15 protein-coding genes are annotated in these 15,986 nt (G+C 62.3%); 3 read left to right on the top strand and 12 right to left on the bottom strand.

Annotated elements, in window-relative coordinates; translation table 11 throughout:
- Positions 1–7 precede the first annotated feature (7 nt).
- The 4 genes from nagZ (RIN61_RS19890) to RIN61_RS19875 all read right to left on the bottom strand — a co-directional run bounded on the left by nagZ (RIN61_RS19890) (position 8) and on the right by RIN61_RS19875 (position 3,500).
- Positions 8–1,006, bottom strand: coding sequence for a beta-N-acetylhexosaminidase (gene nagZ, locus RIN61_RS19890; protein ID WP_112252173.1), 999 nt, complete (start codon positions 1,004–1,006; stop codon positions 8–10).
- Between the two features lie 194 nt (positions 1,007–1,200).
- On the bottom strand, positions 1,201–2,199 hold the full coding sequence (gene nagZ / locus RIN61_RS19885; RefSeq protein ID WP_181457339.1) for a beta-N-acetylhexosaminidase: 999 nt from the start codon (positions 2,197–2,199) through the stop codon (positions 1,201–1,203).
- A gap of 22 nt (positions 2,200–2,221) precedes the next feature.
- Entirely contained in the window at positions 2,222–2,746 is a 525-nt protein-coding gene (locus tag RIN61_RS19880) for a L,D-transpeptidase (RefSeq protein WP_112252139.1), read from the bottom strand.
- Positions 2,747–2,786: 40 nt separating this feature from the next.
- Positions 2,787–3,500 carry a TetR/AcrR family transcriptional regulator gene (locus RIN61_RS19875; protein WP_112252138.1) on the bottom strand — a complete coding sequence of 238 codons (714 nt, stop codon included), beginning with the start codon at positions 3,498–3,500 and terminating at the stop codon, positions 2,787–2,789.
- A 214-nt stretch (positions 3,501–3,714) separates the two neighbouring features.
- On the opposite strand from RIN61_RS19875, the gene lexA reads away from it, so the two are divergent.
- Entirely contained in the window at positions 3,715–4,323 is a 609-nt protein-coding gene (gene lexA, locus RIN61_RS19870; protein ID WP_004376420.1) for a transcriptional repressor LexA, read from the top strand.
- Positions 4,324–4,336: 13 nt separating this feature from the next.
- Positions 4,337–4,813, top strand: a complete 477-nt coding sequence (sulA, locus tag RIN61_RS19865; RefSeq protein WP_112252137.1) for an SOS-induced cell division inhibitor SulA — start codon at positions 4,337–4,339, stop codon at positions 4,811–4,813.
- A 49-nt stretch (positions 4,814–4,862) separates the two neighbouring features.
- Here sulA and RIN61_RS19860 read toward each other — a convergent pair whose 3' ends face one another.
- The 7 genes from RIN61_RS19860 to RIN61_RS19830 form a co-directional block, all read right to left on the bottom strand.
- On the bottom strand, positions 4,863–5,096 hold the full coding sequence (locus RIN61_RS19860; RefSeq protein WP_004376430.1) for a hypothetical protein: 234 nt from the start codon (positions 5,094–5,096) through the stop codon (positions 4,863–4,865).
- A 50-nt stretch (positions 5,097–5,146) separates the two neighbouring features.
- The gene (locus RIN61_RS19855) at positions 5,147–5,662 is read right to left on the bottom strand and encodes a DUF6586 family protein (protein WP_207878703.1); all 516 of its coding nucleotides are present in this window, start codon (positions 5,660–5,662) and stop codon (positions 5,147–5,149) included.
- Positions 5,663–5,920: 258 nt separating this feature from the next.
- Positions 5,921–8,530, bottom strand: coding sequence for a type I DNA topoisomerase (gene topA, locus RIN61_RS19850; protein WP_133970878.1), 2,610 nt, complete (start codon positions 8,528–8,530; stop codon positions 5,921–5,923).
- A gap of 100 nt (positions 8,531–8,630) precedes the next feature.
- Positions 8,631–8,882: a DUF1653 domain-containing protein gene (locus RIN61_RS19845; RefSeq protein ID WP_112252134.1), complete on the bottom strand. Its 252-nt coding sequence runs from the start codon at positions 8,880–8,882 to the stop codon at positions 8,631–8,633.
- 77 nt (positions 8,883–8,959) lie between these two features.
- Positions 8,960–10,135 (bottom strand): acetyl-CoA C-acyltransferase FadA, encoded by a 1,176-nt coding sequence (fadA, locus tag RIN61_RS19840; protein WP_112252133.1) that lies wholly within the window; start codon positions 10,133–10,135, stop codon positions 8,960–8,962.
- Positions 10,136–10,166: 31 nt separating this feature from the next.
- Positions 10,167–12,314 (bottom strand): fatty acid oxidation complex subunit alpha FadB, encoded by a 2,148-nt coding sequence (gene fadB, locus RIN61_RS19835; RefSeq protein ID WP_112252132.1) that lies wholly within the window; start codon positions 12,312–12,314, stop codon positions 10,167–10,169.
- Positions 12,315–12,912: 598 nt separating this feature from the next.
- Positions 12,913–13,350, bottom strand: a complete 438-nt coding sequence (locus tag RIN61_RS19830) for a hypothetical protein (protein ID WP_112252131.1) — start codon at positions 13,348–13,350, stop codon at positions 12,913–12,915.
- Between the two features lie 110 nt (positions 13,351–13,460).
- Between RIN61_RS19830 and RIN61_RS19825 the strand changes: the two genes are divergently transcribed.
- A complete protein-coding gene (locus tag RIN61_RS19825) occupies positions 13,461–13,901 on the top strand; it encodes a universal stress protein (RefSeq protein ID WP_313853557.1) in 441 nt (146 codons plus the stop codon).
- 125 nt (positions 13,902–14,026) lie between these two features.
- On the opposite strand, the gene RIN61_RS19820 is transcribed toward RIN61_RS19825, so the two are convergent.
- The gene (locus RIN61_RS19820; protein WP_215521156.1) at positions 14,027–15,955 is read right to left on the bottom strand and encodes an ATP-binding cassette domain-containing protein; all 1,929 of its coding nucleotides are present in this window, start codon (positions 15,953–15,955) and stop codon (positions 14,027–14,029) included.
- Positions 15,956–15,986: the final 31 nt, after the last annotated feature.

Below are 15,986 nucleotides of genomic sequence, written 5' to 3'. Positions count from 1 at the left end.
GGCGCGGTCAATCGACCAACTGTGCCTCCCGCAACGCCGCCAACGCCTCCAGCCACCGCGGCTGCTGGCGATAATCAGTCCGCGCAAAACTGAAGCCTCGCATCATAGCAAGGCGCGGTGATGGCGTGACTTTCAAGCGCTGCGCAGCCAGCAGAGCAAGCTCTGCCGAAGCCCGGTCATTACATACCAGGCCCACATCACAACCCGCACCGAAAGCAGCCTCGACGCGACCAGCAACGTCTCCGACCACATGGGCACCGGCCATGGACAGGTCATCACTGAAAATCACGCCTTCGAAGCCAAGCTCTCCCCTGAGAATGTCCTGAAGCCAGCGCCTGGAAAAACCGGCAGGTTTGCTATCGACCTGGGGATAGATCACATGTGCTGGCATCACTGCCGACAGTTGGCGTGCCAATCGGGTAAATGGCACCAAATCCGCCTTGCGCAGTTCATCCAGGCTGCGATCATCCACGGGAATGGCCACATGCGAATCAGCCTCAGCCCAGCCATGCCCCGGAAAATGCTTGCCGCATGCTGCCATGCCCGCCGCAGTCATGCCACGGACGAACGCTGCACCCAGTTGCGTGACACGCTCAGGATCACCATCGAAGGCACGTGCACCAATGACAGCACTGCGCCCATGATCCAGATCGAGCACTGGAGCAAAACTCAAATCCAGCCCGATCGCCAGCACCTCGGTTGCCATCAACCAGCCACAATGTCCAGCCAATCGCTCGGCATCATCGCTCTGGGCGATCTGCCGCATGGATGGCAACCTGACGAACCCTTCACGCAAGCGCTGCACCCGCCCGCCTTCCTGGTCGACCGCTATGAGCAGGTCAGGGCGCAGAGCGCGTACCGATGCACACAACTCCCGCACCTGACGCGGGTGGGCAATATTACGTGCAAAGATGATCAAACCAGCTACTTCAGGCTGGACCAACAACTGACGATCCTCGGGCGTCAGCGCGGTGCCTTCGATATCGACCATCAAGGCCCCCTGCATACAAAATGTCATGACAAAATCCTCTAAGCGAAAATCAGAAACCCATTACGGGCAAAACGGAGAAATCTCCGCTTTGCCCGAGTCTCTGGAATGCGGGTCGCCTGGTACACCGGAGAGCATTTCCCGGTGTACTCACGCAATACGCGCATCGCAAACGCAGGATCCTGTTTCGGACCGAGCAGGGTCGAGCCTCGTCAGTCGACCAGTTGGGCCTCCCTCAATGCGCACAATGCCTGATGCCAACGAGGCTGCTGACGATAGTCAGTCCGCGCAAACCCTTGCCCGCGCATGCCTGCGATGCGCGGCGAAGGTTTGACCTTCATCCGCTGCGCCGCACTTAGTGCCAGCTCCGCCGCCGCCCGATCGTTGCAAACCAGCCCCATATCACAACCGGCGCTCAGTGCCGCTTCGATGCGACTGGCCGCATCCCCGACAACATGTGCGCCGGCCATCGACAAATCGTCACTGAAGATCACCCCGTCGAAACCCAGCTCGCCACGCAGGATGTCCTGCAACCAGCGCCGCGAGAAGCCAGCCGGCTGGTTGTCGACCTGCGGGTAGATGACATGTGCCGGCATCACTGCCGCCAGTTGCCCGCTCAGGCGGGTGAACGGCACCAGGTCGGCCTGGCGCAGTTGTTCGAGGCTGCGCTCATCGGTGGGAATGGCCACATGGGAGTCTGCTTCGGCCCAGCCATGCCCTGGGAAGTGCTTGCCGCAAGCCGCCATGCCCGCCGCATTCATGCCACGGATGAACGCCCCGGCCAGTTGCGTGGCACGCAGCGGGTCACCCTCGAAGGCGCGGCTGCCCACCACGGCGCTGCGCTGGTGGTCCAGGTCAAGTACCGGGGCAAAGCTGAGGTCCAGGCCAACCGCCAGCACCTCGGTCGCCATCAACCAACCGCATTGCTCGGCCAGGTGCTCGGCGTTGTCATTATCCGCCAGCGCCCGCATCGCAGGCAGCCGCACAAAGCCTTGGCGCAAGCGCTGTACCCGGCCGCCCTCCTGGTCCACCGCCAGGATCAGGTCGGGGCGAATGGCACGGATCGACGCACACAGTTCACGCACCTGGCGCGGGCTGTCGATGTTGCGGGCAAAGATGATCAGGCCGGCCACTTCAGGCTGGCGCAGCAGGTGACGGTCTTCGGCGGTCAGCCATTTACCGGCGATATCCACCATCAAGGAGCCTTGCAGGCTGACAGTCATGGGTAATCCTTCATTGAAGACTGAGAGAAGCCCACTGGGGGCAGGCGGCCTGCTCGATGCGCACCGGGCAATGGGCCGGCACCTGTTCGAACAGGCTTAGCAAATCGGTGTTGCGCAGGCGTATGCAACCATGGGACAGCGCTACGCCCAAGGGTTCCGTATCCGGGGTGCCGTGCAAATAGATATAACGGCGGAAGGTGTCGACCGTGCCCAGGCGGTTGACCCCCGGCTCACAGCCACTGAGCCAGAGGATGCGAGTGAGGACCCAGTCCCGGCCGGGGTATTGCGCATGCAAAGTCGGCGACCATACCTCGCCAGTCCAGCGTCGCCCGGCCAATACCGCATTCAGCGGCAAGCCCGCGCCGATCTTCGCCCGCACCTGGTGCAGGCCACGTGGCGTGCAACCCGAGCCGTTGCACTCGCCAGCACCGTTGCGCGCCGTGGAAACCGGCAGGCGCACGCGCAGCTGGCCATCGGCAAAACCATAAAGGCGCTGATCGGCGAGGGAAATGTACAGGAAGTCGAGGTCGGGCATGGGCGCTAGCTTAGCCGAAGCGCCCTGCCCCGCCCAGCCTTCAGGCCTTGGCGGTGGTGGCGCTTGCGCTGGTCTTGGTGCGCGGGCGCAGTTGTGCGGCGGCCATGGCGTCGTCGGTAACACCGCTATCGGCACGCATGCCCGCAGCCAGGAACGGCACCATCAGGCGCATTACCTGCTCGATCGAGGTGTTGATGCCGAAATCGGTCTCGGCAATCGCACGCAGGGCCTTGATGCCGGACATGCTGAAGGCGGCGGCGCCAAGCATGAAGTGCACGCGCCAGAACAGCTCCAGCGGCGGGATGCGCGGCGCGGCCTCGTTGACCAGCAGCATGTAGCGGCGGAACACCTTGCCGTACATGTCTTCCAGGTACCGCCGCAGGTGGCCCTGGCTCTGGCTGAAGGCCAGGCCCAGCAAGCGCATGAAGATCGACAGGTCGTTGTTGCTGCGCGGCTGCACGGCCAACGCCTGCTCGACCAGCATTTCCAGCAGCTCTTCGAGGCTCGGCTTTTGCTCCGGCTTGGCCTGGCGCCGCTCCAGCTCACGTTCGAGACTGGCGCAGAATGGCCCCAGGAAGCGCGAGAACACTGCCTGGATCAGAGCCTTCTTGGAGCCGAAGTGATAGTTGACCGCCGCCAGGTTGACCCCGGCCTTGCTGGTAATCAGCCGCAACGAGGTTTCGGCGAACCCCCTTTCCGCGAACAGCTGCTCGGCAGCATCGAGAATGCGTTCAACGGTTTCCGATTGGGCCATGACTACTCCGACTACTCCGCCAGACAAACAGGTGTTTGAAACATACGTTTCAGCCCTGCTTCTGTCAAGGCTCGGTGACCGGCCGGTCGCCATTTAAAAGCGCCAGACGGGCGGCTGCAAGCGCCATTCCTGCTGTTATTGCAGGTTTTGGCTTGCAGCGCATCCAGTACTGTATATAATCCCAGTCACTGTACAAAAAGACAGAGCGCTCACCATGTTGAAACTGACGCCACGCCAAGCCGAAATTCTCGCGTTCATCAAGCGTTGCCTGGAAGACAACGGTTTCCCGCCGACGCGCGCCGAGATCGCTCAGGAGCTGGGCTTCAAGTCGCCCAACGCCGCCGAGGAGCACCTCAAGGCCCTCGCCCGCAAGGGCGCGATCGAGATGACCCCGGGCGCCTCCCGTGGCATTCGCATTCCCGGCCTCGAAGCCAAGGCCGAAGAAAGCGGCCTGCCGATCATCGGCCGGGTTGCCGCCGGTGCGCCGATCCTTGCTGAACAGCACATCGAGCAATCCTGCAACATCAACCCCGACTTCTTCCACCCCCAGGCCGACTATCTGCTACGCGTCCACGGCATGAGCATGAAGGACGTCGGCATCTTCGATGGCGACCTGCTGGCGGTACACACCTGCCGCGAAGCCCGCAATGGCCAGATCGTCGTGGCCCGCATCGGCGACGAAGTGACCGTCAAGCGCTTCAAGCGCGAAGGCAGCAAGGTCTGGCTGCTTGCCGAAAACCCCGAATTCGCCCCCATCGAAGTCGACCTGAAAGAACAGGAGCTGGTGATCGAGGGCTTGAGCGTCGGCGTCATTCGCCGCTGATCCAGGAGGCGTCATGCAGCAGTTCATTCACGCACCCGAGCAAGCCCAGTTGCCATTGTTCGAAGCATTCCTCGCTCAGCCCGTACTGCCTGGCCTGAAAGCCAGCGAAGTGGCGCGCAAGAGCAGCCAGCCCGAGCTGTTCAGCGAACTGTCGCTGCGCGGAGCCCCGGGGCACTGCCAGAGCCTCCTGGCACCAGTGTTACGCGAACTGAGCGAAGAGGACGAGACGCGCTGGCTGACCCTGATCGCCCCGCCGTCGAGCCTGACCCAGGCCTGGCTGCGCGATGCCGGGCTCAACCGTGAACGTATCCTGCTGCTGCAACCTCGCGGCAATCAAAGCCCGCTTCAACTGGCCTGCGAAGCCTTGCGCCTGGGCCGTAGCCACACCGTGGTCAGCTGGCTGGGCAGCGTCAACGCCACTGCACGCCAGCAATTGCTGCGCGCTGCCGGTACTGGAAACGCACAAAGCCTGAACATCCGCCTCGGCTGATGTTCAGGCTTTGCCTGTCACTGCATGAAACCTGACGCCCTGCTGCACCTCAGTGCAGCACACGCGGCCCTTCATCACGCTCAAGCTCGCCATCCATCAGGCGACCGGCCATCTGCACGCCGACGCTGAGCATGGCTTTGGCCACTTCCACATGCTGCCCCTGCAGAAACGCCTTGGCGTCTTCCGAAAAATCCAGGGTTACCAGAGAGCCCTCATCCTCGGCGCGACGCAGTTCGATGCGGCCATCAGGCAACTCGACAATTTCCAGAAACGACGTAGACATAAATGGCAGTTCTCCGCGAAAGGCCAGTATTGTACCAGCCGTAGCAGCTATCAGCACTCACTCAACGCGTCACGGAAACGTCGCACCAGGCCCTTGAGGTTGCTGCGCCAGCTTTCCAGCTCGGCACGCGACAGCGCCGGATGCTCGGGTTCATCGAGATTGACCGCCTGGATCAGGGGCTGGGTAACGTCGGTTTTAGGTGCTTTTCTCGCGACCGGTGGTCGGAACAAATCGGCATAAGCACCGAGCATTTGCGCCAGCCAGGTTTCGCGCTGGCGGGCCAGTTCCAGCAACTCGGCTACTTCCGGGATGGCGATACCGTTCAGGGCATCGTCGGCCAGTGCTTGCTCGACCGTTGCAACCACAGGCAGGCGGTAGAACCCACCAATTTCATGGCACAGGCCCAGCAGTGCGCCGTAGAGATGGAACAGTGCCGCCTCGCGTTCGGCCTGGACCAGGCCCTGGGCATTCATGGCCTGGCTTTGCTCAGCCTTGGCCATGGACTCGAGGGCGAGGCCGGCGAAGAACAGTTTCTGGTTGCTGCGGGTGTAGAGTTCCTGGGCCATTTCGGTGCCCTCCCTAAGGCTGCAAGGCGGATAGCTGCATCATAAATGATTGGGGCCGCTTTGCGCCCCTTCGCGGGCTTGCCCCGCCTGACCGGTTAACGCGGTCAACTGTAGGAGCGGCCTTGTGTCGCGAAAGGGCTGCAAAGCAGCCCCAGCAATTTGTGCATCTGCGCTGAAATCCTGGGGCTGCTTTGCAGCCCTTTCGCGACACAAGGCCGCTCCTACAAGGGCGCGCGCAGGCCAGAGACTGATAAAGAATCAGCGCTTGTCTTCAACCTTCCACGCATTGCCGTCGTAAAACGCCTTCCAGCCGGTCGGCTTGCCGTCCACCTCGGACTGCACGTACTGCTCCTTGGTCTTGCGACTGTAGCGGATCACCGCAGGGCGGCCTTCCGGGTCTTTCTGCGGTGCATCGCACAAGAAGTGGTACTTCGGGTCGATCTCGTGCTTGTGCGGCACGATCTCCAACACCAGTGGTGCGCGGGTTTCGCGGTTCTTGGGGAACTGGCTGGCGGCCAGGAACAGCCCCGAAGCGCCATCACGCAACACGTAGGTATCGTCGACCTTTTCACATTTGAGCTCTGGCATGTCCACCTTGTCCATCTTCGGTGGCGCCGCCTCGCCGCTCTTGAGCAGCTTGCGGGTGTTCTTGCATGCCGGGTTGGTGCAACCGAAGAACTTGCCGAAGCGGCCAGTCTTCAACTGCATCTCGCTGCCGCACTTGTCGCACTCCAGGCTCGGCCCTTCGTAACCCTTGATGCGGTAGTTGCCTTCCTCGATCTCGTAGCCGGCGCAATCCGGGTTGTTACCGCAGATGTGCAGCTTGTGCTTCTCGTCCAGCAGGTAGGCATCCATCGCCGTGGCGCAGATCGGGCAGCGGTGCTTGCCCAGCAACACGCGGGATTCCGATTCGCCCTCGTCATCAGCGGCAATTTCGTCGCCCGGCACCAGGTTGACGGTGGCCTTGCAGCGCTCTTTCGGCGGCAGGCTGTAGCCCGAGCAACCGAGGAATACGCCGGTAGAGGCGGTGCGGATCATCATCGGCCGGCCACATTCCTTGCACGGAATGTTGGTCATGGTCGGCTGGTTGGCGCGCATGCCGTCTTCGCTGGACTCGGCGGTCTGCAACTTCTTGCTGAAGTCGCCGTAGAACTCGTCGAGCACGTTCTTCCAGTCACGCTCGCCCTGAGCCACGTCGTCGAGGTTCTCTTCCATGTCGGCGGTAAAGCCGTAGTCCATCAGGTTGGAGAAGCTCTCGGACAGGCGCTCGGTTACGATGTCGCCCATCTTCTCGGAATAGAAGCGGCGGTTGTGCAGGGTCACATAGCCACGGTCCTGAATGGTCGAGATGATCGCCGCATAGGTCGACGGGCGGCCGATGCCGCGCTTTTCCATTTCCTTGACCAGGCTGGCTTCGGTGAAGCGTGCCGGTGGCTTGGTGAAGTGCTGGCTCGGGTCGATCTGGATCAGCTTCAGCGCTTCACCCTGGACCATTTCCGGCAACACGTCATCTTCGCCAGGCTTGCTCTGCTGCGGCAGCACACGGGTGTAACCGTCGAACTTGAGGATACGGCCCTTGGCACGTAGCTCGAAGTCGCCCGCTGCCACGGTGACGCTGGTGGACAGGTACTGCGCTGGCGGCATCTGGCAGGCCAGGAACTGGCGCCAGATCAGCTCGTACAGGCGCTCGGCGTCGCGCTCCATGCCACTGAGCTTGCTCGGGTGAGTATTCACGTCGGAAGGACGAATCGCTTCGTGCGCCTCCTGGGCGCCTTCCTTGCTGCCGTACACCAGCGGCGCCTCGGGCAGGTACTGCTTGCCGAACTCGCGCTCGATGTAGCTGCGCGCCATGTCCAGGGCGTCGGCCGACAGGTTGGTCGAGTCGGTACGCATGTAGGTGATGTAGCCGGCTTCGTACAAGCGCTGGGCCATCATCATGGTTTTCTTCACGCCGAAGCCCAGGCGGTTACTGGCTGCCTGCTGCAGGGTGGAGGTGATGAACGGTGCCGACGGCTTGCTGCTGGTCGGGCGGTCTTCGCGCTTGACCACGCTGAAGCTGGAAGCCTTGAGCTTCTCCAGCGCCGCCATGGCCTGGGCTTCGTTCAGCGGCTTGAAGGCCTCGCCCTTCTCGCGTGCCACTTCGAAACGCACCTTGGCGTTCTTGGCAGTGCCGAGGTCGGCGTGGATTTCCCAGTATTCTTCCGGGATGAACGCGCGGATTTCACGCTCGCGCTCAACCACCAGCTTTACCGCCACCGACTGAACACGGCCGGCGGACAGGCCACGGGCGATCTTGGCCCACAACAGCGGCGAAACCATGTAGCCGACCACGCGGTCGAGGAAACGTCGAGCCTGCTGGGCGTTGACCCGGTCGATATCCAGCTCGCCCGGCTGCGAGAAGGCATCCTGGATGGCCTTCTTGGTAATTTCGTTGAACACCACGCGCTTGTAGCGGGTGTCGTCGCCGCCGATGGCCTCGCGCAGGTGCCAGGCGATGGCTTCCCCTTCGCGGTCCAAGTCGGTTGCGAGATAGATGGTGTCGGCGTCCTTCGCCAGGCGGCGCAGCTCTTCGATCACCTTTTCCTTGCCAGGCAGGATCTCGTACTTGGCCTTCCAGCCGTGATCGGGGTCGACGCCCATGCGCGCCACCAGCTGGCGGCGGGCCTTTTCCTTCGGCGACAGGGCCGGAGCCTCACCCGCGGCCTTGCCACGCTTTGCGGCCGGCTCTTTGCTGGCGCTGGCCGAACCGCTGGTGGGGAGGTCTCGGATATGGCCGATACTCGACTTCACCACGTACTGGTTGCCCAGGTACTTGTTGATGGTCTTGGCCTTGGCCGGGGATTCCACAATGACCAGCGATTTGCCCATGGATCGGAGTATTCCTGAATCTGAAGATGAAAAACGCGTCAGGTGCCAGACGCGGCACCGCTATATATAGTGGCAAAAGTGTGAGGTCAAGTTCGGACTATCACTCGTGCGACTTGCCCAGCACCTCGAGCAGCCCCTCTTCGGCCTTGACCAAAGCAAAGCGTGGCACCTGCTCGCCGTCAACCTCGACGGACTCCTGGAACATCGAAAGTGGCCGTACCCAGAAGCTGTAATCACCATACAGGCATTGGTAGAACACCATCCACTCTTCGTTCTCGGAGTGCCGCGCAACACTGAAGACACGGTACTCAGGCCCTTTGTAATGCCGGTATACGCCTGGTTGTATCTGCATGTTGCCCACCCTCTTGAATAAAACCTGTAAAAAACAAAACCGGGGCACAAGGCCCCGGTCGCTGTCCCGCTACGCGATCAGACGCGCTCGAAGACAGTGGTGATACCTTGGCCGAGGCCGACGCACATGGTCGCCACCCCCAGGGTGCCGCCATTCTGCTTCATGACGTTGAGCAGGGTGCCGGAAATCCGTGCCCCGGAGCAACCGAACGGGTGGCCCAAGGCAATCGCGCCGCCGTGCAGGTTAACCTTCTCATTCATCTTGTCGAGCACTTTCAAGTCTTTCAGCACTGGCAGGGCCTGCGCGGCGAAGGCTTCGTTGAGCTCGATGAAGTCGATGTCGGCCATGGTCAGGCCAGCACGCTTGAGGGCTTTCTGGGTCGACGGCACCGGGCCGTAGCCCATGATCGCCGGATCGACACCCGCCACCGCCATGGAACGGATGACCGCCAATGGCTGGATACCCAGGTCCATGGCGCGCTGACCGGACATGACGATCATGCACGATGCGCCGTCGGTGATCTGCGACGAGGTACCGGCAGTGACGGTACCGCCTTTCGGGTTGAACGCAGGCTTCAGCGACGCCAGGCCTTCGAGGGTGGTTTCCGGGCGAATGGTTTCGTCGAAATCGAACACCTTCAGGAAGCCGTTCTCGTCATAGCCCTGCATAGGGATGATCTCGTCCTTGAACTTGCCTTCGACCGTGGCCTTGTGGGCCAACTGGTGCGAACGCAGGCCGAACAGGTCCTGCTGCTCACGGGTGATGCCGTGCATCTTGCCGAGCATTTCCGCGGTCAGGCCCATCATCCCGGAAGCCTTGGCGGCATGCAAGGACAGGTGCGGGTTGGGGTCGACGCCATGCATCATGCTGACATGACCCATGTGCTCCACGCCACCGACCACGAACACATCACCGTTGCCGGTCATGATCGCCTGGGCGGCGGTGTGCAGCGCGCTCATCGACGAGCCGCACAGGCGGCTGACAGTCTGCGCCGCAGAAGTGTGCGGGATCTGGGTCATCAGCGAGGCCATGCGGGCGATGTTCCAGCCCTGCTCGAGGGTCTGGTTGACGCAGCCCCAGATCACATCCTCGACTTCTTTCGGGTCGACCTTGTCGTTGCGTTCCAGCAGTTTGCTGATCAGGTGCGCCGACATGTCTTCGGCGCGGGTATTGCGGTGCATGCCACCCTTGGAGCGGCCCATCGGCGTGCGACCGAAGTCGACAATCACCACGTCTCTTGGATTCAGGCTCATATCAAATCTCTCGCTCTAGCTCGTTGACCGCTCAGTTGAAGAAGCGCTGGCCGTTCTTGGCCATTTCACGCAGCTTGGCGGTCGGGTGGTACAGCGGCCCCAGGTCGGCGTACTGATCGGCCAGGGCAACGAATTCGGCCACACCGATCGAGTCGATATAGCGCAGCGCACCACCGCGGAAGGGAGGGAAGCCAATGCCGTAGACCAGACCCATGTCGGCTTCGGCGGCGGTTTCTACGATGCCGTCTTCCAGACAGCGCACGGTCTCCAGGCACAGCGGGATCATCATCCAGTTGATGATGTCTTCGTCGGTGACTTCACGCTGCTCGAAAACGATCGGCTTGAGCACGTCGAGCACGCTGGCGTCGGCGACCTTCTTCGGTTTGCCGCGCTTGTCGGTTTCGTAGGCGTAGAAGCCCTTGCCGTTCTTCTGGCCCAGGCGGTTGGCCTCGTACAGTGCGTCAACGGCCGAGCGGCGCTCGTCTTTCATGCGGTCCGGGAAGCCTTCGGCCATCACGTCGCGGCCGTGGTGGCCGGTGTCGATGCCGACTACGTCCATCAGGTACGCCGGGCCCATCGGCCAACCGAATTTCTCCATGACCTTGTCGATTCGCACGAAGTCGACACCGGCGCTTACCAGCTTGGCGAAGCCGCCGAAGTACGGGAACAGCACACGGTTGACCAGGAAGCCCGGGCAGTCGTTGACCACGATCGGGTTCTTGCCCATCTTCTTGGCGTAGGCCACGGTGGTGGCGACCGCCACTTCACTGGACTTCTCGCCACGGATGACTTCCACCAGCGGCATCATGTGCACCGGGTTGAAGAAGTGCATGCCGACGAAGTTTTCCGGGCGCTTGAGCGCCTTGGCCAGCAGGTTGATGGAGATGGTCGAGGTGTTGGAGGCGAGGATCGCATCGTCCTTCACCTGGCCTTCCACTTCGGCCAGCACGGCCTGCTTGACCTTCGGGTTCTCGACAACGGCTTCGACGACGATGTCGACATTGGCGAAATCGCCATAGGACAGGGTTGGGCGAATGGCGTTGAGTGCCTCGGCCATCTTGGCCGGGGTCAGGCGGCCCTTCTCGACGCGGTTGCCGAGCAGCTTGGAGGCCTCGTTCAGGCCCAGCTGGATGGCTTCCTCGCGGATGTCCTTCATCAGGATCGGGGTGCCCTTTACCGCCGACTGGTAGGCGATGCCGCCCCCCATGATGCCGGCGCCGAGCACGGCGGCCTGCTTCACATCGTGGGCGATTTCGTCATGTGCCTTGGCCTTGCGCTTGAGTTCCTGGTCGTTGAGGAACAGGCCGATCAGGCTCTGGGCAACCGAGGTCTTGGCCAGCTTGGCGAAGCCTGCGGCTTCGACTTCCAGGGCCTTGTCACGGCCGAGGTTGGCGGCCTTCTGAATGGTCTTGATGGCTTCGACCGGGGCCGGGTAGTTCGGGCCGGCCTGGCCGGCGACGAAGCCCTTGGCGGTCTCGAAGGCCATCATCTGCTCGATGGCGTTGAGCTTGAGCTTTTCCAGCTTGGGCTGGCGCTTGGCCTTGTAGTCCAGCTCGCCACTGATGGCGCGCTTGACCAGGTCGAGGGCGCCAGCCATCAACAGGTCAGGCGCAACCACGGCGTCGACGGCACCTACTTTCAGGGCGTCTTCGGCACGGTTTTCCTTCCCGGCGGCGATCCACTCGATAGCGTTGTCCGAACCGATCAGGCGCGGCAGGCGCACGGTACCGCCGAAGCCCGGGTAGATACCCAGCTTGACTTCCGGCAGGCCGATCTTGGCGCTGGTGGACATGACCCGGTAGTCGGCGGCCAGGCACATTTCCAGGCCGCCGCCCAGGGCGATACCGTTGATGGCTGCGACGGTCGGCACTTCGAGGTCTTCGAAGGCGTTGAAGATGCGATTGGCTTCCAGGTTGCCGGCGACCAGTTCGGCCTCGGGCAGCTTGAAGTTGTCGACGAACTCGGTGATGTCGGCGCCGACGATGAACACGTCCTTGCCACTGCTGACGATCACGCCCTTGACCGAGGCGTCGGCCTGAATGGCATCGACGGCCTGGCGCAGTTCGTTCAGGGTCAGGCGGTTGAACTTGTTGACGGACTCACCCTTGAGGTCGAACTTGAGCTCGACGATGCCACTTTCAAGAGCCTTAACCGTGATGGCTTTACCTTCGTAAATCATCAACTGATCTCCACGATATGGAAGCTGAACTGTACACGCCGATCGCTGCAGCAAAAGCAGGCATAGCCGCCCTGCCCCAGGCACACCCGTCAGCGCGCTAGTCGGAAGTATGGCTTGGCGTCATGACATACAAACGCTCAATTCATACGCCCGTTTGATTTGGGTGTGCACACATTCTCCGAAAAGATCGGCGTTGTCAAATGCTCGCGAGCAAGGTGAAAACACGACTTTCCGGTCATTTTGTAGCGTTCTGGTACGAAACATGATGACAGTGATTGCCGGCCATTCATGTCGGCGATTGCCTTGCGCGGCGACCTAGAACGGCTACACTGGCAGTTGCTTGATGCATACCCGGCCTGCCTGGCCTTTTCTGCGCAGCAGAACGCAAAGCGGCGACTTGGCACCCCACCCCTTCAGGGGATCGGCCAAGCCGCCGCTTTGTCGTTTGGGCTTACCTATAGAGAAAAGGCTGACGGAGGGGCATAGCGGCCCTGTGGGAGCGGGTTTACCCGCGAACACCGGCAAAGCCGGTGCCATACACCGAGTCGTCTTCTTCGCGGGTGAACCCGCTCCCACAGGGACCGCGTAAAAGCATCAATCAGGCCAGGGTTTCAAGGACGTAGGCAACATCCTGCAACACAGCCGTATCCCCCCGCTCGGTCCAGTACAGCGCGATCATCCGGGCATCGGCCTCGACCTTGTAGACGCTCGCCGGCAAGCGCGACAGGGGCTCCATGAAGCGCGGATCCTCGCAGGGCTCACGCCACTGGTTCCACCAAACCCCCGGGGTGATCTGCCAGAAGCTGAAGCAGTCCTCATGCCCGCGGCGGCGTGCCCGGTGGTACTGCGGGCACGGGCTTGGCGGCTCCTTTTCCAGCCAGTGCGGCCACTGCTGCGGCGCCAGCTGCATGGCCAGGCCCATGCGCCGAGCCTCAAGGCGCAGCTTCATCTGCTCGCTCTGCTTGCGCGAGGTGCGCAGCCAGGAAAGCGGGCTGAGAATCAGCGCGAGGATTGACACCACCAGCAATACCGTCATATCTGTAGTTCCCATAAAACGTTGCAAATGAGCTGGTTAGCCATTTTTCACGGAAGACCCGCCCGAAAGCGACCATACTTCTTCTATCGCGATTGTCAGGAGTTCCGCTCATGTCCTACGAACATCTTCTGGTCGCCGTCGACCTGACCGAAGAATGCGACCCGGTGATCAAGCGTGCCATGGCGCTGGCTGCACCGTCGAATGCCAAGGTTTCGCTGGTACACATCGTCGAGCCGATGGCCATGGCATTCGGTGGTGATGTGCCAATGGACCTGTCGCAGCTGCAACAGCAGCAGTTCGACCAGGCCAAGGAGCGCATGGACCGGCTGTTCAACAAATACCCGGACATCCACCGCGGCGACTCGCACCTGACCTATGGCCAGCCGCGCCAGGAAATCCACCAACTGGCCAAGGACCAGAAGTGCGACCTGATCGTGGTCGGCAGCCATGGCCGTCACGGCCTGGCATTGCTGCTGGGTTCCACGGCCAATGACGTGCTGCATAGTGCGCCGTGCGATGTGCTGGCGGTAAGGCTGCAGAAAAAAGAATGATTTGACCTGTATCGGCCCTTTCGCGGGTAAACCCGCTCCCACAGGGACCGCACAGACCTGAAAATCTGTGGAGGACCTGTGGGAGCGGGTTCACCCGCGAAGAGGCCGGATCAGGCTAACGCCGGTCAGCCTTCCAGCTCGGCCCAGCGCTCAACCAGCACATCCAGCTCCGCCTGCAGCTTCTCGATCTTCGCCAGCACCGCCGAAGTTTCTGCAATCGGCCGCTGATAGAAGCCCGCCGCATTCACTTCTTCCTGGGCCTCGGCCATGCGCTGTTCCAGCGCGTCGATCTGCCCTGGCAGCATCTCCAGCTCACGCTGCAGCTTGTAGCTGAGCTTCTTCTTCGATGCTTCTTCGGCCACCGGAGCAGCCACTGGCGCCGGCTTGGCCTCGACCTTCTCCACCACCGCGCTGTTGAGCGCAGACTTGCCGCCCTTGCTCTCGGTCACGCCCAGCAGCTTCGGCGAACCGCCCTGGCGAATCCAGTCCTCGTAACCACCGACATACTCACGCACCTTGCCCTCGCCTTCGAACACCAGGGTGCTGGTGACGACGTTGTCGAGGAACGCCCGGTCGTGGCTGACGATCAGCACGGTGCCCTTGTAGTTGGACAGCACTTCCTCGAGCAGCTCGAGGGTTTCCACATCCAGGTCGTTGGTCGGTTCGTCAAGCACCAGCAGGTTGGCCGGCTTGCTGAACAGCTTGGCCAGCAGCAGCCGCGCGCGCTCGCCACCCGACAGCGCCTTCACCGGCGTACGGGCACGCTGGGGGCTGAACAGGAAGTCGCCCAGGTAACTCAGCACATGGCGGTTCTGGCCGTCGATCTCGATGAAATCGCGGCCTTCGGCCAGGTTGTCGATCACGGTCTTTTCCAGCTCGAGCTGGTGGCGCATCTGGTCGAAATAGGCCACTTCCAGCTTGGTGCCGCGCTCGACCTTGCCGGTGGTCGGCTCCAGGTCGCCGAGCATCAGCTTGAGCAGGGTGGTCTTGCCAGTGCCGTTGGCGCCCAGCAGGCCGATGCGGTCCTCACGCTGCAGGACCATGGAGAAGTCCTTGACCAGCACCGGCCCCTCAGGGTGATGGAAGCTGACGTTTTCCAGCACCATTACCTGCTTGCCGGACTTTTCCGCCGCCTCGATCTGGATGTTGGCCTTGCCCTGGCGCTCGCGGCGTTCGCTGCGCTCCACGCGCAGCGCCTTGAGCGCACGCACGCGGCCTTCGTTGCGGGTACGGCGGGCCTTGATGCCCTGACGGATCCACACCTCTTCCTGGGCCAGGCGCTTGTCGAACAGCGCGTTGGCGGTTTCCTCGGCGGCCAGCGCAGCCTCCTTGTGCACCAGGAAGCTGGCGTAGTCGCCGTTCCAGTCGATCAGCCCGCCGCGGTCCAGCTCCAGGATGCGGGTGGCCAGGTTCTGCAGGAAGGAACGGTCGTGGGTGATGAACAGCACGGCGCCGTTGAAGCTGCGCAGGGCCTCTTCGAGCCAGGCGATGGCACCGATGTCCAGGTGGTTGGTCGGCTCGTCGAGCAGCAGCAGGTCGGGCTCCGACACCAGCGCCTGGGCCAGCAGCACGCGGCGGCGCCAGCCACCGGACAGTTCGGCCAGGGTCTTGTCGGCCGGCAGCTGCAGGCGGCTGAGGGTGCTTTCCACCACTTGCTGCAGGCGCCAGCCGTCACGGGCTTCCAGCTCGTGCTGGACATGCATGAGTTTTTCCAGGTCTTCATCGCCCTGGATGTTCAGGCTCAGGTGATGGAACTGCGCCAGCAACTCGCCCACGCCATCCAGGCCTGCGGCCACCACGTCGAACACAGTGCGCTCGTCGGCCACCGGCAGCTCCTGCGGCAGCTCGCCGATCTTCAGGCCCGGGGCACGCCAGATTTCGCCGTCGTCGCCTTTCTGCTCGCCCTTGACCAGGCGCAGCATGCTCGACTTGCCGGTGCCGTTGCGGCCGATGATGCACACCCGCTCGCCACGAGCGATCTGCCAGGACACGTGATCCAGCAGCGGCATGGCACCGAATGCGAGGGACACATCGCTGAATTTGAGCAGGGTCATGTTGGTCTCCATAAATCGGGCGCGCATTCTA

Origin of the sequence: Pseudomonas inefficax (assembly GCF_032164165.1) — a bacterium.
Lineage (GTDB): Bacteria > Pseudomonadota > Gammaproteobacteria > Pseudomonadales > Pseudomonadaceae > Aquipseudomonas > Aquipseudomonas inefficax.
The sequence above is the reverse complement of the archived record's forward strand: the minus strand, read 5'-3'. Positions and strand labels throughout refer to the sequence as shown.